This is a genomic window from Desulfatibacillum alkenivorans DSM 16219, assembly GCF_900142135.1.
Classification (GTDB): Bacteria; Desulfobacterota; Desulfobacteria; order Desulfobacterales; family Desulfatibacillaceae; genus Desulfatibacillum; species Desulfatibacillum alkenivorans.
Window position 1 is genome coordinate 96,127 of sequence record NZ_FQZU01000017.1, and the last position, 25,286, is coordinate 121,412.

At 51.9% G+C, this 25,286-nt stretch carries 19 protein-coding genes; 10 read left to right on the forward strand and 9 right to left on the reverse strand.

From position 1 onward, the window contains the following. Positions 1-167 precede the first annotated feature (167 nt). Positions 168-1,394 (reverse strand): LamG-like jellyroll fold domain-containing protein, encoded by a 1,227-nt coding sequence (locus tag BUE18_RS14460; RefSeq protein ID WP_170868373.1) that lies wholly within the window; start codon positions 1,392-1,394, stop codon positions 168-170. Positions 1,395-1,776: 382 nt separating this feature from the next. Then, a complete protein-coding gene (locus BUE18_RS14465) occupies positions 1,777-7,440 on the reverse strand; it encodes an Ig-like domain-containing protein (protein WP_073476823.1) in 5,664 nt (1,887 codons plus the stop codon). Between the two features lie 786 nt (positions 7,441-8,226). Here BUE18_RS14465 and BUE18_RS14470 point away from each other — a divergent pair. The 7 genes from BUE18_RS14470 to BUE18_RS28780 all read left to right on the forward strand — a co-directional run bounded on the left by BUE18_RS14470 (position 8,227) and on the right by BUE18_RS28780 (position 15,523). Next, positions 8,227-8,586, forward strand: coding sequence for a hypothetical protein (locus tag BUE18_RS14470; RefSeq protein ID WP_073476824.1), 360 nt, complete (start codon positions 8,227-8,229; stop codon positions 8,584-8,586). Between the two features lie 433 nt (positions 8,587-9,019). Then, entirely contained in the window at positions 9,020-9,670 is a 651-nt protein-coding gene (locus BUE18_RS14475) for a type IV toxin-antitoxin system AbiEi family antitoxin domain-containing protein (protein ID WP_211482812.1), read from the forward strand. After that, positions 9,667-10,638 carry a nucleotidyl transferase AbiEii/AbiGii toxin family protein gene (locus BUE18_RS14480; protein ID WP_073476826.1) on the forward strand — a complete coding sequence of 324 codons (972 nt, stop codon included), beginning with the start codon at positions 9,667-9,669 and terminating at the stop codon, positions 10,636-10,638. Before BUE18_RS14475 ends, BUE18_RS14480 begins: the two co-directional genes overlap by 4 nt. Before the next feature lie 105 nt (positions 10,639-10,743). Continuing rightward, a complete protein-coding gene (locus tag BUE18_RS14485) occupies positions 10,744-11,091 on the forward strand; it encodes a TOTE conflict system archaeo-eukaryotic primase domain-containing protein (RefSeq protein WP_139264750.1) in 348 nt (115 codons plus the stop codon). Between the two features lie 107 nt (positions 11,092-11,198). After that, positions 11,199-12,365, forward strand: a complete 1,167-nt coding sequence (locus BUE18_RS14490; RefSeq protein WP_073476828.1) for an IS4 family transposase — start codon at positions 11,199-11,201, stop codon at positions 12,363-12,365. A 111-nt stretch (positions 12,366-12,476) separates the two neighbouring features. Next, complete coding sequence (locus BUE18_RS14500; RefSeq protein WP_211482813.1) at positions 12,477-14,645, forward strand: TOTE conflict system archaeo-eukaryotic primase domain-containing protein; 2,169 nt, start codon at positions 12,477-12,479, stop codon at positions 14,643-14,645. 443 nt (positions 14,646-15,088) lie between these two features. Beyond that, a complete protein-coding gene (locus BUE18_RS28780; RefSeq protein ID WP_073476831.1) occupies positions 15,089-15,523 on the forward strand; it encodes a nucleotidyl transferase AbiEii/AbiGii toxin family protein in 435 nt (144 codons plus the stop codon). A 2-nt stretch (positions 15,524-15,525) separates the two neighbouring features. On the opposite strand, the gene BUE18_RS14510 is transcribed toward BUE18_RS28780, so the two are convergent. The 5 genes from BUE18_RS14510 to BUE18_RS14530 form a co-directional block, all read right to left on the reverse strand. Beyond that, positions 15,526-15,972: a hypothetical protein gene (locus tag BUE18_RS14510; protein WP_139264751.1), complete on the reverse strand. Its 447-nt coding sequence runs from the start codon at positions 15,970-15,972 to the stop codon at positions 15,526-15,528. Between the two features lie 57 nt (positions 15,973-16,029). Continuing rightward, positions 16,030-16,314, reverse strand: a complete 285-nt coding sequence (locus BUE18_RS14515; RefSeq protein WP_073476832.1) for a sll1863 family stress response protein — start codon at positions 16,312-16,314, stop codon at positions 16,030-16,032. Between the two features lie 100 nt (positions 16,315-16,414). Beyond that, entirely contained in the window at positions 16,415-16,678 is a 264-nt protein-coding gene (locus BUE18_RS14520) for a hypothetical protein (protein ID WP_073476833.1), read from the reverse strand. Beyond that, positions 16,675-17,052, reverse strand: a complete 378-nt coding sequence (locus tag BUE18_RS14525; RefSeq protein WP_073476834.1) for a response regulator transcription factor — start codon at positions 17,050-17,052, stop codon at positions 16,675-16,677. Before BUE18_RS14525 ends, BUE18_RS14520 begins: the two co-directional genes overlap by 4 nt. Before the next feature lie 129 nt (positions 17,053-17,181). After that, positions 17,182-17,610: a DUF4079 family protein gene (locus tag BUE18_RS14530; RefSeq protein WP_073476835.1), complete on the reverse strand. Its 429-nt coding sequence runs from the start codon at positions 17,608-17,610 to the stop codon at positions 17,182-17,184. A gap of 271 nt (positions 17,611-17,881) precedes the next feature. Here BUE18_RS14530 and BUE18_RS14535 point away from each other — a divergent pair, with 271 nt between their 5' ends. The 3 genes from BUE18_RS14535 to BUE18_RS14545 all read left to right on the forward strand — a co-directional run bounded on the left by BUE18_RS14535 (position 17,882) and on the right by BUE18_RS14545 (position 23,977). Then, on the forward strand, positions 17,882-18,094 hold the full coding sequence (locus BUE18_RS14535) for a hypothetical protein (RefSeq protein WP_073476836.1): 213 nt from the start codon (positions 17,882-17,884) through the stop codon (positions 18,092-18,094). Between the two features lie 103 nt (positions 18,095-18,197). Beyond that, complete coding sequence (locus BUE18_RS14540; protein ID WP_073476837.1) at positions 18,198-19,523, forward strand: acyl-CoA dehydrogenase family protein; 1,326 nt, start codon at positions 18,198-18,200, stop codon at positions 19,521-19,523. A gap of 347 nt (positions 19,524-19,870) precedes the next feature. Beyond that, entirely contained in the window at positions 19,871-23,977 is a 4,107-nt protein-coding gene (locus tag BUE18_RS14545) for an MASE3 domain-containing protein (RefSeq protein ID WP_073476838.1), read from the forward strand. Positions 23,978-23,996: 19 nt separating this feature from the next. Here BUE18_RS14545 and BUE18_RS14550 read toward each other — a convergent pair whose 3' ends face one another. Beyond that, positions 23,997-24,656, reverse strand: a complete 660-nt coding sequence (locus tag BUE18_RS14550) for a response regulator (protein WP_073476839.1) — start codon at positions 24,654-24,656, stop codon at positions 23,997-23,999. 163 nt (positions 24,657-24,819) lie between these two features. Further along, on the reverse strand, positions 24,820-25,286 hold a 467-nt coding region (locus BUE18_RS14555), incomplete at its 5' end, for an ISAs1 family transposase (RefSeq protein ID WP_139264752.1).

Genomic DNA, 25,286 nt, shown 5'->3' on the forward strand with positions numbered 1-25,286 from the left:
GGACGCCGGGTCTCCTGGCCCCCGGCGGGGAATTGTGACTGATTTCCAAAAATAACTGTAAATCGCCCATATCATCCCCATTATCAGTGTTTGTTGGAGTCCCAATCATACCTGATTTCCGCAGTTAAACATATCGGGTGACATGCAAAGCCTGCCCGGCATAAAGATTAGGAAAGTCCTGCCAACTTTCGCAGGATGAACAAGATTTCCCGCAAGTCTAAAGCTCCGTCTCCGTCCACTGCGGCCCCAGCATTGGCTTTCTCTTGTGAAGTCGCCGCCAAAATCTGTAGGCACAAAATAGCATCGGCAAGATCAGTTATCCGATCCCCGTCGGCGTCTCCAGGCCAGCATTTGTTATGCCTTTCCTTGTTAAAGATGCTTTGGATTTCGGAGGCGCTCAGCGCTCGGCTATAGATGGTCGCCTCGTCGATCAAGCCATGAAAACTGGCGATGTCATCAGGGCCATTGTGACTTGCCGGCCGCCTGCCGATATATAGCGGGTAATTTGTTTTCATGATCAGCGACCCAACGCTTTTTTGCTCCGCCGCGACCCCGTTGATAAAAAGTGTTTCGACTCCGGAGCTAATGTCATAAGTGAACGCCAAATGGTTCCAGGCATATAGTGTAACAGCCCCCGCGCCGGACTCCAGAAAAGTAGAGGCGTAACTTGTTGCGCTGCCATACGCCGCACCAGAAGCCAAAATACCCATATTGGGGCCATATGACGGCAGTACTCCGGATTCCTCGTTAAACTCCAGGACAGGACCGAAGCCATCCGATTCGGGAAAAATCCAGGCTTCCATGGTAAGATTTTGAAGTTTCAGGGACTGTGCGGCCGTGATGCGTACGGCGTCGTCCACGCCGTCTAAAGCAAAGGCTTGGTCTGTATAGCCGTCTGCGTAACCGGCTCCTCCGATCAGGACTCCGTTATTATCGGCCAACCCGTCTGCAGCGGTCATGTCACCGCCCCACCAGGACACCGCCCCCTCAGGAAGAGCCATGCATTCAAGATTCTCGGCAAATCGAAAATAGTCGAACTCCGGCGTGGATGTGGCCGACCCGGTCCAGGGCTGCCGGATAGAGAACAATCCCACATAGGCTGTGTCGGTTTGGCTGGAGTCTTCCCAGGTTCCATTGAGCGTCCAGTCCGTTCCGTCGGCGCTCACCCAACCTGTATAGGTGCAGCCGTTTTTGGACAGCCTGATATAAGCCAAATTAGCGGTCCAAGGAACATTTGTCCCGACTGATCTGATTACTTTGGCGCCCCCGGAAAACGCCTTTTCGGCAATTCGGTTGCCGTTGCTTGAGGATGCGTCTTGCCCTTGGGGGATCAAGATTATGCCGGCGCCCTGGTAATCTGTGGTGGGGTTGAAATCCAGCTTGATTTCCAACATCCAATCGCCGGAAACCGGCTGAAGAATTCGAGGTGCGTTGTAGTTGGATCCATAATAATAGTCCGATCCCCCGTTGGCCTCTGAAGCGGTGATGCGGACTGCCTCTCCCGTCATGGATATGGAGGATGCCGGATTGGGATTAACCACTTCCCACCGCGAATCCAGTGCGGCGCTGTTGAATTCGTCATTAAAACCCGCCCATGCAAGAGAGTGCCAGGTTGATGCAACCCAAAACGCCATGATTCCAATGAGGAGCTTTCCGGAGATATTCATTGTCTCTCTTTCAGGATTGGACCGCCATTTATACCGGCAAAGCGCCGGAAAAATTCAAGCGCCCTCGCAACGAAGAAAACGAATTACATCATGATGTTTTCTCATGCCTTCAATTCCTGGAGCCAGCCAGGGTTTGCAGCAGGAAAATAATGTCTTCCTGGCCGATCAGGCCGTCGCCGTCCACGTCGTTCCCCGGGCCATTGTATTGGGCCTGGACGCCTGATGGCGCGCAGCCTGAAAGTATCTGCAATCCCATAACCAAATCAGCCAGAGTCAGGTTTCCGTCCCCGTCAAAGTCAGCCATCACATAGAGCGGATAGGGGTCGTCACCGTCCAGGATTCCGTCCCCGTCCGTATCCGGGTTGTCAACCAGGGTCCCAGCTTCGGCTTCCTCCCAGTCCAGGAGTCCATCAGAGTCCGTATCCCCGGTAAGGTCAATTTTCACCAGGACGGAAGCCTCGTTACTGTCGTTTTCTCCGTCGTTGGCCTTGTAGTTGAAAACGTCCTGGCCTGTGGCGGAGCCGTCGTGCTGGTACGTGAAGGTTCCGTCGTTGTTCAATGTCACGGAGCCGTGCTGGGGCTGGACCGTAAGCACGGCGGTGAGGGGAGCGTGCTCGGGGTCCGTATCATTGGAAAGGACTGTGCCCGATAGGGTGTCCAGGCGGGAGACGGACCCGTTCCAGACCACGGAGCAGGAGTCCGCATATGCCTTGGGAGCCTGATTGATTTCGGCCACGGTGACGATCACGGTGGCCATGGCTGTTTGTCCGCCATGGGACGCGGTGTAGGCAAAGGAGTCCTGGCCCGTATAATCGGCATCGGGAGTGTAGGTGACATTTTCGCCGTCGGTCTGGGCCTGTCCGTGGCCTGGAGTGGACACTTCGGTCACCTCCGGATAGCCGTCCCCATAGAAAATGTCGTTTGCCAGGACGTCCACGGTTACGGATTGGTTGGGCGGTGTTTTCGCCGTGTCGTTCTGGAGTGCCATGGGAAGGTTGGCCAGGGGATCAATGCCCTTGCCCAGGGTAATGTTGTCTGTCTCACCGTTGCCGTCTGAATCCGCAGAGAAAAGGCTCATCCCTGCGAGGAACTCGTCCATGTCCCAGTATCCGTCGCTGTCCGTGTCCGCGCTGAGGGGGTTGCTTCCAAGGTCCACCTCCTGCTTGTCGGTGAGGCAATCGTGGTCGGTGTCCTTGTCCCTGGGATCGGCGCCCGCCGCGTATTCCTCCGCGTCAGTGAGTCCGTCCAGGTCCGTGTCCTTCATGGTGGGGTCGCAGGTGGCTATGTAGGATTGCTCTCCCCAGTTGTCGCGGTAGGCCACGGGCCATCCGAGGTATTCATTGAGGTCGATGAGCCCGTCGCCGTCCTTGTCCTCGCCCGTGGAAAGCCAGCCGTCCCCGCCCGTGCTGTTGATGGCCCCGATGATGGGCAGGTCCTCGTCCGGCGGCATGGTTTCAAGGTCCTGCCAATAGTTATAGAAACGGATGAAAAAGACACCGGGTTCCTCGGGCAGGTTGCCACCCCAGTAGCTCTTGAAAAAACCACTGTTCCCCTGGTTGACTACCCCCGAGGGCCAGAAAGACCCGGAGCCAGCCCCGGAAGTGACGCCGTACTGGACCGTTTCCCAGGTGCCGGTGGTCAACAGTCTATTTTGAAAATAGCACCATACGTCGAACGAGACATACTCCCCGGGATCGGCGCGCCTACTGGAAAGGGGACGGACGGGCAGCCTGAGGTCTCCCTGGTCCCGGCCGTAATCCGTGACCGGGGGGCTGCAGCAGCGGGCCAAGGCCGGTTCCTGGGAGTCCGGAATTCCATTACCGTCCGTATCCGTGTTCCAGGGATTGGTCCTGGTCAGGCTTTCCATGTAATCAAGCAGGCCGTCGCCATCCGCGTCGCTTTTGGAGAGGCTGGGATACACGTGCATGGGCACGGAGGTTTCTCCGAGGGGAATGAAGATGCCCCATCCCCAGTATTCATACAAATCCTGGAGAAAATCGTTGTCCGTGTCCCGGTCGTAAATTTTATTGGGATTGGAGCCGATGATGATTTCCACCCCGTCCGGGATGCCATCAAAATCCGAATCGCGGTTGTTGGGGTTGGTGCCCGTGGTTTCCACCTCGTAGGCATCGGACAGGCCGTCCACGTCCGTGTCCCACATGAGGGGGCTGCATGCCGTGCAAACCTGTCCGTCGGAATCCATTTCCGCATCCGGATCGCCATCTCCGTCCTGGTCCACGTCCATGAGGCCGTCGCCGTCCGTGTCCAGGGGTTTGATCACCGTAGACCATCCCAGGAACTGTTCCAGGTTCTTTGGCAGCACGTCAAAATAGATGGTGGAGTAATCCGAATAAGCCGTGTCCGTGGTGCTATGCACGTCGCAGCCTGTCGAGCACACTTCGTAATAGACCTTGTAATCCGATTTCAGCCGGAAGGTGAACGGAAAATTGTTGCAGGCATTTTCGTTGGGCAGTTCGATCCACACCCCGATATTCCACCAGCGCTTGAAATAGTAGCCGGGATACCACCAGTCCTCGTCCGTGATTTCTTCCCAATGTCCTCCCCACTCTTCCATTCCGGGCGAGAGTGCATAATAGGGCTTGATGTAGCTGCTTTGCCAGTAATTGGTATAACCCGGGCCATACCGGTACACATATTCCTGGAATCGGGAGGTGATTCCAATGCGGTCCCCCACGTCCAGGCCGTTGCCGTCGTAGTCGGTAATGGTGACATCGCTGCCAAGGGCTCTCAAATCCACCCTGCTCAGTTCATCCGTGGTCACAAAAAAGTCCACAAGGGCTTCCATCACTCTTTGGGACCATCCCGACCCGGTGATCCAACCCACGAGCAGGTCCGACAAGGCCACCAGGCCGGAAATAATGCCGCCCACGATGGGAATGCACGAAATGGCCCAGAGCCCTATGGCGTAGGCGGTCATGAGGGCGGCGTACATGGCCCCGGAATAGATGCCCAGGTTGGACCATCCGTGGGAGGAGGCGATCTGGAAAAAGGCGAACATGGCCACTCCGGCCGTGAAGACCCATCCCATGGCGCCGACGCCCTTGATGAATCGGTCCAGTTTGCTCACGCTGCCCACTTTGGCCTGGGACACCGATCCGTACTGGAGTTTGAAGTTACTGATGGTTGTCGTGGCCCGGAGCACCTTGGCCGCCTTGTAGGTGGAATGAACGCCCACCGCGAGCCTGCCCAGGGAGGCCAGGCCCTTGCCGCCAAGCTCGACCTTGCTCATGACCTTGCTGGACTCATCGGGCTGGGGGCTGATTACCTCCTCCATGCGATAAATGTCCGACTCCCCGGTGTTCCAGGCCATGGCGAGGTCCAGGAAATTGCTTTGATCCTCCCCGGTCAATCCGTCGGCCCAGGCGAATGATCCTGCCTGGGAACTGACATCGAAAGCGTTCAGCTCCTCTTTTGTGTCCGTGTTGTACCACGGCGTGATGATGCGCTTGGAGGTGACCACAGGAGCGTCCGCCATGTCCACGATAAAGGTGTTGCCCTGGTACCGGACATGGTCCTGGACCTGACCCATTTCCACCGTGGCCGCCTTGTCTTCAAAGGCGCAGGCTATGGGCAGGGATTCGCCCGGGGAAAGGGCCTCCAGGGCTTCGGGCGTCATGGAGCCGGTAAGTGCCGCCATTGCCTCGTCCTGGTGGCCGAAAGACTGGACGTCGGACGCCACGGAAATGCCGAGACCCGACAGGCGGGCGGGAACATCGGAAAGGGTTTCCCGGCCCCGCAGGAATTCATAGGCCAGTTGCACGTTGGCCAGCATGGTCTGTTCCACGTCGTCGGAATAAAACACGCCTACTTGGGAGCCGTGATTTTCCTCCACCGTGAATCCGGTGAGTATGGCGTCCTCGCGATATTTGGCCAGGTTGATGGGCGCGTTGCCCATGGAATCCTGAAAAGTATTCTGGATGCGCGCCACAAAACCGTCCGGGTCCTCTCCCCGGTCCTCCATGGCCGTCATGACCAGGTCCAGTTTTCCGTCCAAGTTGATGTCATGGGCCGCGATGCCGCCGCCCGTCGTCACGCCGCCGAAAAACGGCCCTTGGGAGACCATGCTCCAGGACTCCGGCTCCCCGGAAGCGTCAAGATTCCATCCCACCCGGAAATACATTCGGTTGGCCCCGTCCATCTCCTGCAGGGCCATGAGAATGAGGTCCAGCGTCCCGTTGCCGTCCAGGTCCGCCAATTCGGCGCCTGCGCCGGCGGGATTGTCCACGATTGCTGGAGCGGTTTTCAGGGCGCTCCAGGAAGACGCCAAGCCGTATTCGGAATCCACGTTCCAGCCGATATAATAGTTGAACTCCTTATCAGCACTGTCTTTATCAATGGCGGCGAACAGATAGTCGGGATCGCCGTTCCGGTCAATGTCGCCGATGGCCGCGCCGGCTCCGGCGTTATTATTCGCCATGGGCGGGGAGTTTTGCAGGAAGCCCCATCCTCCGGCGGGATCGCCGTTTGCATCCAGGTTCCAGGCCACATGGTATCGGAATGTGTTGGCGCCTTCCGGATTGTCGGCGTGCATGAGGAGCATTTCCAGCATGCCATTTCCGTCCAGGTCGGCCAGGGCCGCGTCCGCTCCCTGGATATGCTTCCCGCCGCTTAGGATGCTTTTCTTTTCGCTCCAGGAAGTGGGCTGGCCCGCGCTGTTGATGTCCCATCCGATGAGATAGGACAGGGAATCCTCGGAATCCGAAGTCTCTCCGGCCTCCACGGCCGTGAACACCATGTCGGGCCTTCCGTTGCCGTTGATATCGCCCATGGCCATGCCGCCGCCCATACTGTCACTGTCATTGGCGCCCAGTTCCCCCTGATAATAGGCGTCGTCGCCCGGCGCAACCAATCCCTGGTCCGTCTTGCCCGTGACCATCCAGATGAGCCTGGCGTCAAGGGTGATATCCCGGTCCTGCCAGTCGGCGGGATAGTAAATGCGGCCATTGAAAGCCGAAGGGGACCCGAAATGGTCCGTGGTGTATAGGGGGACATAGGCTTTGCCATCGATCACATAGATGCCGTATTTGTCCAGATCGTCGCTATTTGGCAGGCTGCTGGCGGAAACCTCCAGGACCGGGGTGATGCACACATCCTTCTTGGAGTTGTCCCGATCCTGCATGGTCCCCTTGTCATCCCCGTCCACCCAGTCAAAATACTGGAAAGGCAGGCGCAGGTGTTTCGGGTCCCGGGGGCGCACCTGGATGTTTATATACATGGGCTTTCCCGTGGTGTGCACATGGAACCTGAAACTCGGCTTGGCGATGGAGCATGCAAAAGGGGAGAGGTCCAGCGGATCGTAGACGCCGTCGTTGTCGTTATCCCCGTCCCAGGCGTTGGGAAGCCCGTCGCCGTCGAAATCGCGGTTGGAGCATTCCTTTTCCTCAATATAATCGGACAACCCGTCCTTGTTGGAATCAGGCGACAATGGGTCTAAGCCGATTTCCGCCTCGTAATAGTCGTCCAGACGGTCGAAATCCGAGTCGGTCAATTCCGGGTCGGTTCCCAGGATTTTTTCCACTCGGTCGGGCAATCCGTCGCCATCCGTATCCGTGGGGTCCGGGCAGGCGTCCAGCAGGCGCTCCAAGTCCACGGAATACTTTGGCTGGGCTACAAAGTACAGGGATTCTTTTTGGTAAACGAACTGTGATTCCGCCCTGGCGAGCTGAGGCAATACGCTCATGGCGGGAAGCATAAAAGACAAACATAGGGCAATGGCTTTAAAAAGCAGCCTTCGGCGCTGGCAAAACTGCATAGGAATCTCCTTAAGAGATGATAAATGCAGATAGGATTATCTTTCAATTTGTATTGATGATGATGGTTAAATTAACTCCGTTGCCCGTTGCAGTCAATTCTTTTTTTGGACTTAAGGAGCAGTTAAACTTGCGGCGGACAACCGAATTGTCTGAGACAAAAAAACATAGACGATAAGCACAGACGATAGGTTTTTTCTCCCAACTCATCGCCTTAATCCTTTTTGCTTGGCTTTATATAAAAATGCAGAAAAGTCGCCTTTTCAGGAAGCACACGGTGCAGGAGGCGCCGAGATGAGTTCGAACTGATTGAGTATTTCGAGGCCCCAGGCCAGCAATTACAGGAAGGAGCAACGCCAAAGCAGCAAATCAGGCTATGGTCCCAGCAGGGAATTAACCCCAAATTTATTGCAAGAGCCAGGAAATACGAAATTCAAAAGACGCAAACTGATTGCGATTGTGCGGCCAAAATTGTACAAAAAGTTTCAAATGAGTAAGAAAAAACGCAAATAAATTAGTAACATACCGTTTTCATAAGGGATTCAACGTCTCTCCCCTTCGGCACCAAGTCTTTTTACTACAAAATCAAGTGGTTACGACTATTGTCGTAACCACTTTTTTGTTTCTGATAGAACTTTTGGATTAACACCGTCCTGGTACAGTTGGCACCCCCCAGTAAAAACATCAAAATAGCTACTTGACAGATTGAAGCAAGATATTATTTTTACAAAATCTACTCAATGCCATCAACTCCAAGGAACAATATACAATAAATGAGGTGACACATTATGCCCTCCCAATTACCGTTCCAGATGCTGGTCATTATAGGTCTTGGGTGCAGTGCATTTGGCTATATTGATTCTGATTTCAAATGGACACTCATATCTGGAATTTGCCTCACTGCTATTGGGCATTTTGGCTCCTTTCTATTGGGACAAAAAGAGGCGAAAAACCAAGAAATACGCTATACCCAAAAAATTGATGAACTTCAGTTATCCTTGGAAGAGCTAACCGAAATGAACGCCGAAGGTATTAAAAAACACGTATCAGCCCAAGTTTCAAAAAATCGTCCACGGCCCATCCCCTCGGGGAAACATCCTGACCATTTGGTTTCCAAAAACCAACAACGAGCTGTTCGAGGAAGATAAGTCCACGTGGATAGAAAGACCGTTACAGCTAATACTCAGCCACAACAAATCATAAGGCATCCCCATTAGTTTCGCGGATAGTATAACCGTCAAGACGGCAAGACCTCGGATATTTCGAACTTGAGTCATTTTTGACAAAAATTTGAAACATATCCTATTTTTTTATTGATATCTCGAAAATATGACATATTACACAAATTTTATACTTGACATAATCAATAGATATATATAAATTTATATGTGATATATTTATACTTTGTCAAATAGAGGCGGCATCATGAAATACAATAATTTTTTTGCCAGACATCCTGTTTTCACCCTTGAGGAATTTGATGACTACCTTGCCTCCTCCAGTTCTTTCAACCCCAAAAATCGCAACGCTATCTTGGCGTATTACCGGAAACAGGGGCGGCTGATCGCAGTTCGCCGGGGATTGCACGCCGTCATCCCCCTTGGGATGACTCCGGATTCCGCTCCCGTTGATCCCTTCCTTCTTGCAGGTAAGATGACCAATGATGCGGTTTTGGCTTATCACACCGCCCTTGAGTTTCATGGAAGCGCTTATTCCGCAACAAACCGGTTTGTGTATCTTTCGGAAAAACAATCCGTCCCGCTGCATTTTCGCGGTTACGAGTTCAGGTGTACACCTGCGCCGAAGGCTTTAATCGACAAGGCCCAGGAGTCATTCGGGGTGGAAACCGCAGAACGAATGGGGGTCTCCCTGCATGTTACAAGCCTGGAGCGCACCTTGGTGGATATCCTTGATCGCCCCAATCTTGGCGGCTCCTGGGAGGAAATATGGCGGTCTTTGGAACTGGTTGAATATTTCAACTTGGATACCGTAGTCGAGTATGCTCTTCTGTTGAAAAATGCAACCACCGCTGCCAAGGTTGGCTTCTTTCTGGAGCAACACCGCGACGCTCTGATGGTTGAAGAAAAACATCTCCAATCTTTAAAAAAAGAACAACCTGTGCAGCCCCATTATCTTGATCGGAAAAACAGAAAAAACGGAGTCCTCGTTAAAAATTGGAACATAATGGTTCCCAAGGAAATCATTCACCAAGTTTGGGATGAAATAATATGAAACTATCTCCTGAAAAACTAATGCTCGAGTCTGAGCGCACAGGATTTCGACCTGATCTCCTTGAAAAGGTCGCCCATCTCCTGCACCTTTTATCGTCGTTTCAGAATCATCCGTTTCTGAAAGGCAAGCTGGCTCTCAAAGGCGGAACCGCACTGAATCTGTTTTTTCTGGATGTACCGCGGTTGTCCATTGATATAGACCTGAATTACGTGGCCCAGGCTAACCGGGATGAAATGATCAAAGACAGGCCCAAAGTGGAACAGGCGTTAACCGCAGTATTCGCCAGGGAGGGTTTTACGGTCAAACGCATGCCGGAGGACCATGCCGGGGGCAAGTGGATATTGGGGTACCAAGGAGCTTTCGGACAACACGGAAATCTTGAGGTGGACCTGAATTTTATGTTTCGCCTCCCTCTTTGGCCCGTGGTCAACGGAGAATCCAAAAGCGTAGGGTCATGGGTTGCTCACGACATTCCGCTTTTAGACATACATGAAATAGCCGCTGGCAAACTGGCGGCCTTATTTGCACGACGCCAGGCCAGGGACCTTTTTGACTGTTACGAACTGTTTGAAAAGGAAGGGCTGGATCAGAACAAAATCCGGTCAGCATTTATAGCCTATGGCGCCATGAATCGTAAGGATTGGCGAACTGTGTCATTGGATGATGTAAATTTTGACGCCAGGGAATTGGCCCAGCACCTGACGCCCACCCTGCGGACAAATCCTATGCAGGGCGTTGGGAACCCGAACAACCTCGGGGAGCGGCTGGTCTCAGAAACCAAAACAGCCTTGGGCTTTCTTTTTCCATTTTCAGATTCAGAAAAAGAGTTTCTGGACAGACTATTAGACAGCGGAGAACTCCTACCAGCCTTGATCACGGATGACCCAGCCCTCCGGTACAGAATACAGGAGCATCCCCTGCTGGCATGGAAGGCGTTGAATGTTCGAAAATACAAAAAGTTGGAGTGAAGCCCTGCGGTGATAGCGCAGAACTAACAGGGAGTATTGTAAATAGTCAGACTTAACCAGTTGGTCTTGATGCCCAATAAGACGGAGGGTGAAAAATCCCTGAACATGGAAATTTTTGACATAGACAAAGCGATCGCTAAAGCAGAATCTGAATTAGCGAAACTGGAGGCCAAGCGCAATAAAGTACTCGAAAAACTCAATCAATTAAATTTGTTAAAAGATTCATGCAAGCCGAGTGCTTCTGAAATATTTCCCGCCAGCGCCGTTCTTGAAATCACCAAACATTCTCCTGAGGCGGATAAAATTGCTCTTTTTCTATCTCTTTTTAGAGGAAGGACAGATGTCTATCCCCGAAGATTTGAAAGCTCCAGAACCGGAAAAAGCGGTTATCAGCCGGCATGTCGCAATGAATCACATCTGTCCAAAATCGGATTTTTGAATAATGGCGAATGACGAGTTGAGGCTCCCATAGAATAGAAAGGCTTGAAATTGTCCTCCATGGTTGGTTTGATGTTTTTAACGACCAAGAAAAAAACATCGCAAAAACCAAGGAGGACATCATGACAGTACGCCACGCAAGCCTATTCAGTCAACTCACTTCGTTCTTTGATAAGTCCCGTTTTCAAGCTCTGGTAAACCGCCATGGAACCGAAAAGTACTCCAAGGGTTTCAAGTCCTGGGATCATTTTGTGGCTATGTTGTTTAGCCAGATGGCCCAAGCGAAAAGCCTCCGGGAGATCAGCGGCGGTCTGGCCTGCTGCCTTGGAAAACTCCGCCACTTAGGCATGAAAAGCGCCCCGAACAAATCCACCCTTTCCTACGCCAACAACCATAGGAGTTGGGAGCTGTTTCAGGACATTTTTTATGAAACTCTTGGCCTGTGCCGACAAATGGGGCTGGGCAAACATAAATTCCGTTTCAAAAACAAGCTGCTGAGCCTGGACTCCACGACTGTCTCTCTTTGTTTGAGCCTGTTTCCCTGGGCCAAATACCGGCAGACCAAAGGAGCGGTCAAAATCCACATGCTTCTGGACCACGACGGGTATCTTCCCTGCTTCGTGCATATTTCAGACGGTAAAACCGCGGACATCACGGTGGCCCGGCGACTGGTTCTCTCCCCCGGATCGATCATTGCGATGGACAAGGGCTATACAGACTACAAGCTATACGATCACTGGAGCGAACAGGATATCTTTTTTGTTACGCGCCTTAAAAACAATGCAAAGTATTCGGTTTTACGGGAGGTTGAGGTTCCCAAAAACAGGAACATCCTATCGGACCAGCGCATTTTTCTGACCGGCGGCTCCGCCCAAAGCCAATGCGACTGCCTGCTGCGAAGGGTGGTGGTTTGGGACCCGGAGCATGACCGTGAAATCGTGCTTCTGACCAACCATCTGGATTTTGGAGCTACGACCATTGCCGCAATTTACAAAGACCGGTGGCAAATCGAACTTTTTTTCAAGGCCCTGAAACAGAACCTCAGGATCAAGACTTTTGTGGGAACCAGCGAAAACGCCATGAAAATCCAGATTTGGACAGCATTGACAGCTATGCTTTTGATCAAGTTCCTGCAATTTAAATCGCGTATGAACTGGTCCTTATCGAATCTGGTGGCCTTTATGCGTTGGAACCTTTTTACTTACAGAGACTTATGGACATGGATAGATGAGCCATTTGACACGCCGCCTCCTCCGCCTCCGCCTGTCCAATATGGACTTCCGTTTTGAGGTATTGGACAGCAGCAAGGGCTGAAAAAGACAACCTTGCCAGGGAAAGATCTAAAATCGGGATCTAACCCTTTGAAATCACACCCCTGCTAACCCGGCTTTTGAATTATTTTGGACAGCAGTGGCAATGAATGGGTAAAAGGAAAATGCGGCAAGCCAAAAATCAACTGCGCCAACTGCAATGCACGAGAATTTTTTCCAGTTACAGACTTGGTCATTCGCAACCATCTCCTGGGAAATAATCCGAACACGAGGTCGAATCGTGATTTTACAATAGGCATTTACCCTCTTCTGCAGGATGAAACATGCTACTTTCTTGCTGCTGATTTCGATAAAGCCATTTGGCTTGAAGACGCCGCTGCTTTTCTTGACACGTGCAAAACCCACAGCATTCCAGCCTATCTTGAGCGTTCCAGATCAGGCAATGGCGGCCATGTTTGGATTTTCTTTTCAGAGCCGACGCCAGCGACTATAGCCCGCAAAATGGGCTCTTTTATCCTAACGGAAACGATGGAGAATCGGCCTGAAATTGGCTTTGACTCTTATGACCGTTTCTTTCCTAATCAGGACACCATGCCCAAAGGCGGTTTTGGGAACCTGATTGCCCTTCCTCTTCAAAAAAAGCCCCGAGAAATGGGAAATAGTGTATTTCTTGATGCCAATTTCATTCCGCATATTGATCAATGGGCGTACCTATCTTCAATTCGTCGAATGAACAAAGCCGAAGTTGAGGCTGTGGTTGATGAGGCGGTTCGCAAGGGATCAATTGTTGGAGTGCGAATGGTTCTTACGGATGAAGATGATGACAAACCCTGGACGGCGCCCCCTTCCCGCAAACGAAAAAAGGCGCAGATAAAAGGCCCCTTTCCTAAAAAAATCACATTGGTGATGGGAAACCAGCTTTTCGTGCCCAAAGAGGACCTGTCCCCTTCCTTGCAAAACGCCTTGATAAGAATACCGGCTTTCCAGAACCCGGAGTTTTATAAGGCTCAGGCGATGCGGTTTCCAACCTTTGACAAACCAAGAATAATAGGTTGCGCTGAGAATTTTTCCAAACATATAGGCATCCCAAGAGGTTCGATAGAAGACGTTATGGGTCTTTTGGAATCCTTGAAAATTGAAGTTGAGATTAAAGAAGAGCGGAATGAGGGAAGCCCGCTAAACATAGAGTTTTCCGGGGTCCTGCGTCCGGAGCAGAAAATGGCTGCACAATCCATGCTGGAGCATGATACCGGGGTCCTTTCAGCCTCAACCGCATTTGGAAAAACCGTTATTGCAATTTACATGATTGCCGTAAGAAATGTGAATACGCTTATTCTTGTTCATCGCCGACAAATTCTTGACCAGTGGGTGGCCCGCTTAGGCGGATTTCTCAATGTCGATGCAGGAGACATAGGTCAGATTGGAGGCGGCAAACGAAAGCCCACCGGTAAAATCGACGTTGCCCTTGTACAAAGTCTGAGTAAAAAGGATGTTGTCGACGATATTGTGGGCGAATATGGACACCTCATTGTTGATGAATGCCACCACATTTCAGCCAGAAGTTTTGAAAACGTTACCAAGCAGGCCAAGGCTAAGTTTGTTACCGGATTGTCAGCGACTGTCACCCGAAAGGATGGACATCATCCCATCATTTTTATGCAATGCGGTCCAGTTCGATACCGTGTCGATGACCGCAAACAAGCTGAAAAACGGCCGTTTGGACACAAGGTGGTTATGCGCCCAACCGGCTTCCAAATGAAATCGCCGCTTCACGGGGATGCAGACCCGACCATTCACGACTACTATACTGCATTGATGAAGGATGAACAGCGCAATATGCTGATCTTGAAAGACCTGTTGGACGCAATTAAAGAAGGCAGATCACCTGTTGTTTTGACCGAACGAAAAGAACATCTGCAAATTTTTATGGACCTGATTGAAAACCAGGTACAGCATGTTATTGCTTTAAAAGGCGGTATGGGAAAAAAGCAGCGGGTTGCCATATCAGATAGAATAGCCTCGATTGGAGAAGAAGGGGAGCGGGTTATCATAGCTACGGGAAAATACCTGGGCGAGGGTTTTGACGATTCCCGCCTTGACACGCTGTTTCTCACGCTCCCTGTCTCATGGCGAGGAACTGTGGCTCAATATGCGGGACGACTTCATAGGCTCAATGATATGAAAAAGGAGGTGGTGATTTATGATTACGCAGATTTGGATGTCCCAATGATGGCAAAAATGTATGAAAGGCGCCGTCGTGGTTATCTTGCTATCGGTTATGAAATCGAAGAAGAATGATGGGCTTAACTTGTAGAAAACAATGCGCGGCATTCAACGGTCCTTGCAAACTATAAAATCGTGCAGAAATCGCTACAGCGCTATCCAAAGCCGGAGGCGAAACAAAATTTTAAAATCTTAAACAGATTGCGATTGTGCGGCCAAAAATGTACAAAAAGTTTCAAATGGGTAAGAAAAAACGCAAATAAATTAGTAACATACCGTTTTCATAAGGGATTCAACGTCTCTCCCCTTCGGCGCCACAAAATCAAAATCCCTTGTAAGGTCAGCATCTTGCAGGGGTTTTGTGTTTTCAGGGCGCTGCTTGGGTGCGGATTGGACGCCGCAGCAGATGGCGCCCCAAAAATTTTCACGCCAAATATATCATAAAATCAACACATTGAATTAATTCATCGCAATACCATTCCATAGTATTCGCCAGGGTTGGTTATACAGTTAAACGAATGCCCGAGGATCATGCCCGGGGCAAGTGGATATTGGGGCGCCAGGGGGCATTAGGACAACCCGGCAATATTGAAGTGGACCTGAATTTTATGTTTTGCGTCCCTCTTTGGCCGGTGGTCAGCAGTGAATCCAAAAATATAGGGGCATGGGCCGCCCATGATATTCCGCTTTTGGACATACATGAAATACTCGCTGGCAAACTGGCGGCCTTATTTGCGCGACGTCAGGCCAGGGACCTTTTTGATTGTTATAATCTTTTTGAAAAGGAAGGGCTTGATCGGAGCAAAATCCGGTCGGCGTTCATTGCCTATGGCGCCATGAACCGAAAGGATTGGCGAACGGTGTCTTTGGATGATGTAAACCTGAAACAAAGGGCGGCCCACAAGGGCCGCCCTTTACGTGTTAGCAATTACATTTTTACGGGCCTGAAATAAGCCTAATCAAACTCGTTCGAGGCATCCTCCCAGGCGTCCGAAAGAGACTGGTAGGATTTGGAAAATCCCTCTTTCATGTGATCCCAGGCGAGAACGGAGCTGTTTTTAAGGCTTCCGTACCACTCCGCAACCTTGAGGCGTTGCCGCCTTAACTCTCGTTGGACGGCCCTGGCGTTTTTACGGGCGGACTGGTCCATGGATTCCCATTCTTCGTCGATCCTGTTCTCCAGGCGCTCCATACGTTCGTCAAACGCCTTGAGCGCTTTTTGGGTTTTCTTGACAGCCTCGTCCTTTTGTTCCGCGCTATACCCCTTCAAGGTTTCAAGCAGTTCCTTGGTCTCTTGCTTAACGTCTTTGGCGGAGACGTCCTCGGCAGAGGCTTGCATAAGCCCTCCGAAGCAAAGGAGCATTACCGCCGTCAAAGCCGTAATGAGTCTATAATTTTTCACAGCAACCTCCTGTTTATAAAAAATGCGGCGCATGATCATCAAGGGGCGTTTGCAGTGCTAAAACCGGGACTTTGCCGCCTTGATGGCGTCGCCCAGGGAGTCAACGGCCTGCTCAAACCCGGTTTTCAAATCCGCCCAGGCGTCGGTTCCTGATTCCCGCATTTTCATAAGCCGCTCACGAGCTAGTTTGCGACGCGCCTGGAGTTCTTCGATTTGTTCGCGATAGTTGATCTGAGCGTCAGCCTTGGCGTTTTTAGCCTTGGCCTCCAACCGATCGATATCCGCGCTCCATTCATCCAATTTTGCCTGCATTTTAACCACATAGGCGTCTTTTTTTTCCATGAGATACTCCTTTCCCGCCGGATTTTGATTTCCTGCAAGATTTTTTAAACTCCTTGCATTGGGGATCCAAAAACCGGCGATCCTTGATTGCAAAGCCCTTTCAGGCGGCGTCAGTCAGTTTAATAAAAACCTGGTGAAAAATTTCCTCCCAGGCCGAGGAATCGGCAAGGATGCGCGCTCCCCCGTCCATAGCCGCCTGCTCACACTTGTCCATGATTGCCGGGTCTCTTTTGATGTCATCCATTAAATGTCCGACATCCTCTCGCCCGGTCAGGGTGAGGATGGCGTTCTCGACGTCGATTTTGCCGTCCTGGCTAAAGAAGAAGTCGTCTCCATCCACGGACAATGCGGTCATTGAATTCATTTTCCCGTCTCCTTAAATTGGTTAATTACCAATTCCTTCAACTCTTTAAGGACAATGTCGTCCTTTGATATAAAATGGTCGGCTCCATAAGACTCCGAAGCTTCCCGATACTCCTCCCCGTCGTGATTCGAAAGGACCACCACCAGGCAGTTTGGGTCCTTGGCCTTGATCCAGTTTATAACCATGAAGCCGGAGGGAGAGGGGATGTTCAAGTCCACAAAGACGGCTTTAGGCTTTTCCCTTGCAAAAGCGTCTTGGGCCGTCTTTCCGTCTTGGGCCTCAATAATCCTGGCTTCGGGGATGGCGGCTTCCATGGCCTCCCGAATAATCTGTCTAAATGCAGCGTTGTCTTCTACAATCAAAAGAGTTTGCATGCCCTTTACCTCTCCGTTATTTGCAGCAAAGTGTATCTTGCTTTCCAAGTCCCGGCTATAGGGGCAAACCCCCAATCCCGCTTTCTCAGGCATGTATCTGTTAGAATCAGGCTTGAATAAAACGGCATATCAGCCGCCCTGCGATATCCGGTTAAGAATCCCCAACCCGGTGTATGCCTGGAACAAAAACAGGAATAATATAAAAAGGTTAATCAGTCCGTGCGCGGCCGGCAGCGCTTTTCGCTTTCGGGGTTTGAAGTACAGGTACAGCCCGGAAGCCATGCCCAGGATCATGAGCGCCGCCATTATCCCGGCCAGATTTTCATGGTTGCCGCCTACGTATGGTTCCAGGTCCAAAAGCCGCGTCATGACTCCTCCGCCCAACATCCCGGAAAGGGCGCCGGCGAAAGCCGCCCCCCCTGCCAATGCATGACGTTTGCGCGAAAAGGCTTTCACCCTGCCCGTATGCAAAGCGAGAAAACGAGGAACAGCCAGAAACAAAGCGTAGAGGGCCAAGACGAACATCAAAGCCTGGAAGAACGGATGCATGTAGATCATTGTATTTCTCCATTTTTATATTTTTTGCCGGGCGGCTGTCTCTGCAGAAACCGCAAACATGAACAGAGGCGCCTGTAAATGGTCTTGGGAGGAGTGTAGATCAGGCGTTTTTTCTTCTCCATGGGGCAATCCCCCCATTCGGGGAGAAAAAACGCCGTATCCTGCGCCGAATACCAGGGAGGCGGGGAGAAGATGGGGGATTGACCCTATTGTTTGAGAGCAGGCCTTCCCATATTCTGACCAGGAAAACAAAAATCACAAGGAGGCGTTCATGAATACGATTCTGTTAATCCTGTTGGCCGGGATTATTGCATACAGCGTTCTGAGACTTGGAAATAACAAGGAGTTGCGCTCCTTGTTGAAAAACAAGCCTGACCGCTCCCTGGGCGTTTTAAAGCGGCGATACCTCCACAGCGAAGCGCCCGCCGGCTATTACCATTTGGCCGTCCAATCCTGGGAGCATGGGGAGGAGCGGCATTTTTAAAAGAGCCTTGATGGGTGATGATGGATTTCATGCAAAAACAAGCATTTTTCTTTGCTTATAAGCCCGGCTGCTTATGTCTTCCAGGGCCGGACAAGGAGAAGGTATGTTAAATTTTTCATTGTCTCAGGAACAAGAACAGGTGAGAGAACAAGCCCGTGAATTCGCCTTAAAGGAAGTGGCGCCTGTCGCCTGGCTGTATGACTCCAAGGACGACACGCCGGTCGATTTGATCAAAAAAGCCATGGAAGCGGGGCTATCCGGCGGAGACATACCCGCGGAGTACGGCGGGAAAGGACGATCCTTATTAGAAGGGATCCTGGCCATCGAAGAGATCGCGGCCGCCTGCCCGGGCATCGCGACCTCCATTTTTGACAGTTCCTTGGGCCTCGCCCCGTTGCTCTTGTCGGAAAACGACAATCTGAAAAAGGAAGTTCTCCCTAAAATCACCGAGGAGAACAAACTGGTCTGTTTTGGAACGTCCGAACCCACCATGGGGTCTGATGTATCCTCCCTGCGCTGCAGGGCCGAGGAGGACGGAGACGACTATGTGCTGAACGGAACCAAATATTGGATCACCAACGGAGGGATCGCCGATTATATGAGCGTATTCGCCACCACGGACCCGGATTCCGCTCATAAAGGCGTTTGCGCCTTTTTTGTGGATCTGGATCAAAAAGGAGTCTCCAGAGGCGCCCGCATTCCCAAAATCGGCCAACGCTGCTCCGACACCGTAGGGATTCATTTTGAGGATGTGCGCGTCCCCAAAAAGAACATGCTGGCGCCTCCGGGCAAGGGATTCGTCCTTGCCATGCAGACTTTTTCCCGCACTCGCCCGGCCATTGCAGCCTTTGCGGTGGGCGCGGCGCGGTCCGCCATGGAGTATGCGCTCGATTTTGCGAAAAGGCGCAAGGCCTTTGGCGGGAAGCTGGCCGGGTTCCAGTCCATTCAGTTTAAATTTGCGGAAATGTTTCAAAAGGTGGAAACCTCCCGGCTGCTTGCCTGGAAAGCCGCCTGGGAGGCGGACCAGGGGTTGGATCCCGGCATCTCGGCTTCCATAGCCAAAATGTACGCCAGCGAAGCGGCCATGGAAGTGGTGGATCAGGCCTTGCAAATATTCGGCGGCTACGGCTACACCCGTTTATACCCCATCGAAAAGCTGTTTCGAGACACCCGGTTGTTCCGGATTTATGAAGGCACCAGCGAGGTGCAGCGCTTAGTGCTTGGCGGGCATGTACTGACGAATTACCAGCCGGTAATGCCCCCGTTGGAAGACTTGCCGCTCCACGACGCTTCCGGAGAGGATTATTCCCCGGAAGCCGGGGTTTGGAGATGCCGCATGTGCGGGCATGTCCATTACGGCGACGAGGCGCCGGAATCCTGCCCATATTGCTTTTTCCCCAAGAGCGCCTTTAAAAAAACAGACGCCTGATCGCCGGCGGCCCGGGAATGGCCGGACGCGGCCCCTCGGCGTTCCCGGGCGTCTTAAGCCCCCATGGCAAACGATTAGCAATCAGCAATTTTGGCGTGTTGTGTAGACGCCGAACGCAGGGATCAAATCATGGGAGCGGTTTGTTAGGATGGTGCTTTTTGTGCGATATTAATCAGGAAGGCTTGATTTTTCGACGAAAAACATTGGATAATTCATGCACTTCAAGATGACTGCATATCCATGAAACGAGTTTGTCCTATAAGAATTTCATTTACTGTTTTTAAAGCAACAACGCTGGCATCGTAGCAACAACGCTATCATCGTAAAGTCCATAAGGAATGGTTCGCGTGGAGAAAAGTCCTGAAAAAACCACCCAGGTGCAGACTGTTATTATTGAAGCGGCCCTGCTGGCCATGTTTTTCGCTTTGGGGCAATGGCATTATCTGCTGTTCCATTCCGCCGTAGAGATTTTCTGTACGGTGGTATGCTGGGCGATTTTTCTGGTAGGCTTGAACACCAGGCAGCACGCAGGAGGCGGCTATTTTACTGTGTTGGCTTCCGGGTATTTGTATGTGGGCATATTCACCATGCTGCACATGATGGCCTACAAGGGCATGAATGTGTTGCAGCTCAGCGGACCCAATATCGCCACCCAACTTTGGGTGAGCGCCCGTTTTGTTGAAGTGCTTGTCTTGGTCTCCGCTCCTTTTTTTATAGCCCGGAGGATTAATCTGCCCACTGCGCTTACGGCTTTCGGCGCATTAACCTTGGCGCTGTGCTACTCTATTTTTTTTCTGCAGGTATTCCCCGTTTGCTATGTGGAAGGCCAGGGCCTGACAACTTTCAAGACTGTCAGCGAGTATATTTTTTGTCTGGGGTATCTTATCGCGGGTTTGTATCTATACCAAAGCCGCATGGACCTGGACTTAAAGACGCTAAAACAGATCCTGCTTGCTCTGGGTTTTTCCATCCTGGCCGAACTTTCCTTCACCCTATACAATGACGTGTACGGACTGGCCAACGCCGCCGGCCATTTTTTTAAGCTCTTGTCATTCTATCTCATATACAGGGCTGTAGTCAGAACGGCGTTTGAAAATCCCCTGGCGCTGACTTTCCGGGATCTGGAGCGCAAGCAACAGGAACTGGCGGCCAGCGAAGCCCGGTTCCGCAGCCTGTTCCGGCGCATGGATTTTGGAGCGGCTGTATTCAAGTTCTCGCCTGATCAAGAAAAATTCGTCTTGATGGATATAAACAGCGCCGGAGGATCCATTGACGGCGTGGTACGGGAGCAAGTCACCGGAAAACCAGTGGGGGAGGTTTTTCCCCACTATGGAAAAGGCGGTCTTCAGGATCTCATAAAACAGGTGTGGCGCACCAATGAGACGGCAACGCTCGGCCCCATATCCCATGACCTGCAAGGCCGCACAGTGTGGCGAAAATACACGGCTTTTAAGATTCCCTCACAAGAGGTGGTTTGTCTTTACTCGGATGAAACCGGCGCCCAAAGAGCCATACAGGCCAGACAGCGCAGAAGCGCGGCGGCGCTCAAACTCTTCAGTCTTTCAAAGCACATCCTTGGACAAAACACTGTCGAGCTTCTCTTGCAAAGCGTGGCTGCTGCAGCCTGTGAGTTTTCCGAGGCCCAGGAATGCGGCGCCATATACTCTGACTCAAACGGCAACTTGTTAACATCCACCGCGTCCTCCAATGGGCTGAATCCCACGCTCAAGGCCAGTCTGGACGCCTTGTGGGAGCAAAAGGACCTTTTTTCCACGCATTTAAAGGACGGCCCAACCATTTTAGGCCGCGATGAGGTGGACGGGTTGACATTGTTTCCCGGCACAAATTTCTTCCAGGGCGCCGATTGCTCACTATTGGTTTCGGCATTATTAAACAGAGAAGGGGCCTTGTCCGGGCTGGTTGTCGCCGTTCGCCGGGGAGGCCCGCCGTTTGAGCAGGACGACCGGGAATTTGCAGGGCAAATCGCCTCCCTGGCGTCCTTGGGGCTCCAGTTGATGGAAGCCCGAAACCGCGCCCGGAGAAGGGCGAACACCCTGGAGGCTCTCCTGGAGGCGGTTCCCGCACTGGTATGGAGGACGAATGATCCGGAGTGCCGGGTCATTTTGGGAAACAAGGCGGCGAACAATCTGCTCTCCGTTTCTCCGGAAACCAATGTCTCCCCGGCTGGCAGGAAAAGCAGCTTCCCGGGGGTAGTCGATGTCTTTGATAGTATGGGCGCTCCATATTCCCCAGAAGACTTGCCGTTGCTACGATCCGTGTATTCCGGAAAACCGGTGATGGGGGAAGAGATGGAATTGCGGCTGCCTGACGGCGGGTCGGTATGGATTAAAGGCAATGCAACGCCCTTGTTAGGAAGGGACGGCAAGGTTGAGGGGGGCGTGTCCGCCTACGTGGATATTACGGACCAAAAGCGGACCGAGGTGGATTTGCGCCGGATTCAGGAAGACCTGAAACAAGCCCAGATCGTTGCGCATGTGGGAAGCTGGCGTTTAAATCTGAAGACTCATTCCTTGCAGTGGTCCAAGGAGTCTTATCGCATTTTCGGCATCCCCGACGACGAACCCATTAACTATGACATTTTTCTCGAGGCCGTTCATCCTGATGACAGGGAGCGCGTCACGAGTAAATGGCAAGCTGCTCTGGCCGGCGATTCTTATGATGTTGAACATAGGATCGTGGTGGATGGCGCCATCAAGTGGGTGCGGGAAATAGGAGGTTTGGAACAAGATGCGAACGGGGTTTCCAATTGGGCTTTCGGCACGGTGCAGGACATAACGTCCATGAAACTGGCCCATCTCTCCTTGCATGAAAAAGACCAGCATCTGGGCCTGGCCTTGCAGGCCGCCGCCGGATTCAGCTTTGAATGGAATCCCCGAACAGACGCGTTGAAGCGATCTCCCGAATGCAAGGTCATATTGGGATTGCCGGATAGTGCAACACGGGAAGATGGGCAGGAATACTGGGATTATGTGGTTCCCAAAGACCGGAATCTATTATTAAAATCCATCAAAGGACTTAGCCCCGAAAACCCGTCTTACACCATTACCTACGGCTGGATAAAACCGGATAACAACATTGTTTATCTCAAAGAGTCCGCCTATGGAATTTTTAACGGCGCCATGGAGTTGGAGCGCCTGGTAGGCATCAGCCTGGATGTCACGCCCCAGGAAATCGTGTTGGATAAACTGGCCGGACTCACCAAGCGATTCAGGCTGCTGGCAAGCGTCGCCGGGAGGCTGTTAGCCTCTGAAGACGTTCAGGCCTCTGTGGAGGACATGTGTATGGAGGTCATGCAGCACCTTTCCTGCTCCTGCTTTTTCAACTACATGGCCCACGAAAGGTCTCACAGGCTTCATCTCAATGCTTACAGCGGAATTCCGGCGGAGCAGGCCAAAAAACAAGAATGGCTGGATTATGGAGAGTCCGTGAGCGGCTGCGTCGCTTTGCAGGGGGAGCCCTTTCTCGGGGAAAACCTGAAGGCTTCCATGGATCCCAAGGCCAGCGCCCTAAAGGACTACGGGATCCAGGCCTATTGCTGTCACCCCTTAGTGGTGGGGGATCAGGTAATAGGTACATTGGCGTTTGGGGCCAGGGACCGGGCTTTTTTTTCTTACGAAGACAAGTCGATCATTAAAACCGTGGCTAACCAAACCGCCCTGGCCATGGAACGGATCCTGAACCAAAACGCCTTGGAAGCGGCGAATGAAAACCTGGAACGCCGCGTGGCCGAGAGAACTCGGGAGTTGGAATCGCTTTTACGGAAGTTAAAGGAAATGTCCCAAAGGGTCATCGAGGTCCAGGAAAACGAGCGAAAGGCCGTGGCCCAGGAAGTGCACGATTCCATCGGCGCCGGGTTGGCCGCCGTGAAGTTCAGCCTGGAAAGGGTTTTTAGTAACGGCCACGCCGCCAGCCATCGCCAAACCGCTGAAGCCATTGAAAAAAGCATCGGAATGCTTAAATCCGTCATTGATGAAGCCAGAAGGCTTTCCAGGGACCTTTGGCCTACAATCCTGCGAGATTTGGGCTTGGTTCCCGGCTTGCATTCCCTGCTTCGGGAGTACGAGGAAGTTCACCCGCAACATGAGGTGCTGAATCAGGTGAGTAAAGATGCGGAAAACATTCCCGCGCCTCTGCACATTGTCATCTATCGGGTTGTTCAGGAAGCCATGAATAACGCCGCCTCTCACTCAAAAGCGGACAAAATAATCGTCAACCTGGCCTCGACGGAGAATAACGGCTGGAAGTTGAGCGTCGAGGATAATGGAATCGGCATGGATACGGATGATGTTTTGTCGGACAAAATGCAATCAAAAAGCCTGGGCCTGGCGAGCATCCGGGAAAGAGTAAGCCTTTCGGGAGGAGAACTCTTTATAGAATCTGCTCCGGGGCGGGGGACGAGGATCGTCGCCCAGTGGAGCGGTTTCGCGGCTTAGGATCAATACTTGAAGGCAATTACTCCTCGACCACCAATCCCTTTTTAATGGCGTAGGCCGTTAACTCGGAGGCGTTGTGCAGGTTGAGTTTCTCCATGATATTAGCCCGGTGCTTTTCCACGGTTTTTACGCTGATGCACAATATATCTCCGATTTCCTTGTTTTTACGGCCTTCCCCCACCAGTTTGAGCACTTCCTTTTCCCGCTGGGTGACAGTGTCCCAGGAAGACTGCTGTTTTAAGGATTGCTTCCCTTCTATAAAGCCCTCCAAAACCTGGTCGGCTATGCCGGGGTCAAGATAGCGCTTCCCGGCCAATACATTGCGAATCGCTCCGAAAAGGTCAGCTCTGTCCGCTTCTTTAAGGCAATACCCATCCGCGCCGGCGCGAAAGGATTCCAGGATGTAATCCTCCGCTTTATGAACCGTAAGCACCAGAATCTTGGTCTCCGGATAGCTGGCTTTGATCTCGTTGATAGCGGACAGCCCATTTAAACGCGGCATGGAAAGATCCAGAAGCAGCAGGTCCGGAAGGTGCTCCCGGACGCATTGAATCGCCTCCACGCCGTCCCTGGCTTCCGCGGTCACCTCCACCTCCTCCATGTCCTCCAGCAAGGATCGCAGGCCGGCCCGGAGAATATTATGATCTTCAGCAATCACCACCTTTTGTTTTGTTTGCATTGAGCGCCTCCGATTCAGGATATTCCCGGCTTTGGGGCCGATGGGCAACGTAAATTTTCAAGAATTTAGCACCAGGCCCGAAAAAAGTAAAGCACACTCCTGGCCGTAATCAGGGCCAACGCAAGTAAAGAATCCGCGTGTGGCGTTTCGTGTTCAGTGAATTTTATGAAAACACAACCTCTTGTAAATACTCAACGTCCATTGCCGCGTTCAGCCTCTTGGTTTTTATACTTCCTTTAAAGGATTTGTCTTTTTTCAGCAAATTCAAGGCGATATGTCTTAGCGCCGCCAAGTTTTCAGGGGCGTGCCCAGCCCTGATCCGGCTTTCATCCTCCCGGAATGCAATGTCCAGGACCCAATGGACCGAATTTTCTATGCCCCAATGATTGCGAACGGCCTCCCCAAATTTCTTGGCGTCACACCCCAAGCTCGTAATATATAAACGCCTTTCCCTGCTGGCCTCGCCATTGACTTCCCGGATGCTTTCCACCATCCCAATGCTTTTTAATCCCATCCATTGCTCTTTGTTGGGGAGCCAGTCAATATCCGAGGTTATTGTATAGCTCCGGGTCTCTATGCGTCCGTGGCCGCCGTCCACTGTTTCATGGCGGTCAAAAATGAAATCCTCCG

Excerpts from the sequence above, each read along its gene's own strand:
- BUE18_RS14460 (WP_170868373.1), bottom strand. The coding sequence starts at position 1,394 with ATGTTGGAAATCAAGCTGGATTTCAACCCCACCACAGATTACCAGGGC.
- BUE18_RS14465 (WP_073476823.1), bottom strand. The coding sequence starts at position 7,440 with ATGCAGTTTTGCCAGCGCCGAAGGCTGCTTTTTAAAGCCATTGCCCTA.
- BUE18_RS14470 (WP_073476824.1), top strand. The coding sequence starts at position 8,227 with ATGCCCTCCCAATTACCGTTCCAGATGCTGGTCATTATAGGTCTTGGG.
- BUE18_RS14480 (WP_073476826.1), top strand. The coding sequence starts at position 9,667 with ATGAAACTATCTCCTGAAAAACTAATGCTCGAGTCTGAGCGCACAGGA.
- BUE18_RS14485 (WP_139264750.1), top strand. The coding sequence starts at position 10,744 with ATGGAAATTTTTGACATAGACAAAGCGATCGCTAAAGCAGAATCTGAA.
- BUE18_RS14490 (WP_073476828.1), top strand. The coding sequence starts at position 11,199 with ATGACAGTACGCCACGCAAGCCTATTCAGTCAACTCACTTCGTTCTTT.
- BUE18_RS28780 (WP_073476831.1), top strand. The coding sequence starts at position 15,089 with ATGCCCGAGGATCATGCCCGGGGCAAGTGGATATTGGGGCGCCAGGGG.
- BUE18_RS14515 (WP_073476832.1), bottom strand. The coding sequence starts at position 16,314 with ATGGAAAAAAAAGACGCCTATGTGGTTAAAATGCAGGCAAAATTGGAT.
- BUE18_RS14520 (WP_073476833.1), bottom strand. The coding sequence starts at position 16,678 with ATGAATTCAATGACCGCATTGTCCGTGGATGGAGACGACTTCTTCTTT.
- BUE18_RS14525 (WP_073476834.1), bottom strand. The coding sequence starts at position 17,052 with ATGCAAACTCTTTTGATTGTAGAAGACAACGCTGCATTTAGACAGATT.
- BUE18_RS14530 (WP_073476835.1), bottom strand. The coding sequence starts at position 17,610 with ATGATCTACATGCATCCGTTCTTCCAGGCTTTGATGTTCGTCTTGGCC.
- BUE18_RS14535 (WP_073476836.1), top strand. The coding sequence starts at position 17,882 with ATGAATACGATTCTGTTAATCCTGTTGGCCGGGATTATTGCATACAGC.
- BUE18_RS14540 (WP_073476837.1), top strand. The coding sequence starts at position 18,198 with ATGTTAAATTTTTCATTGTCTCAGGAACAAGAACAGGTGAGAGAACAA.
- BUE18_RS14550 (WP_073476839.1), bottom strand. The coding sequence starts at position 24,656 with ATGCAAACAAAACAAAAGGTGGTGATTGCTGAAGATCATAATATTCTC.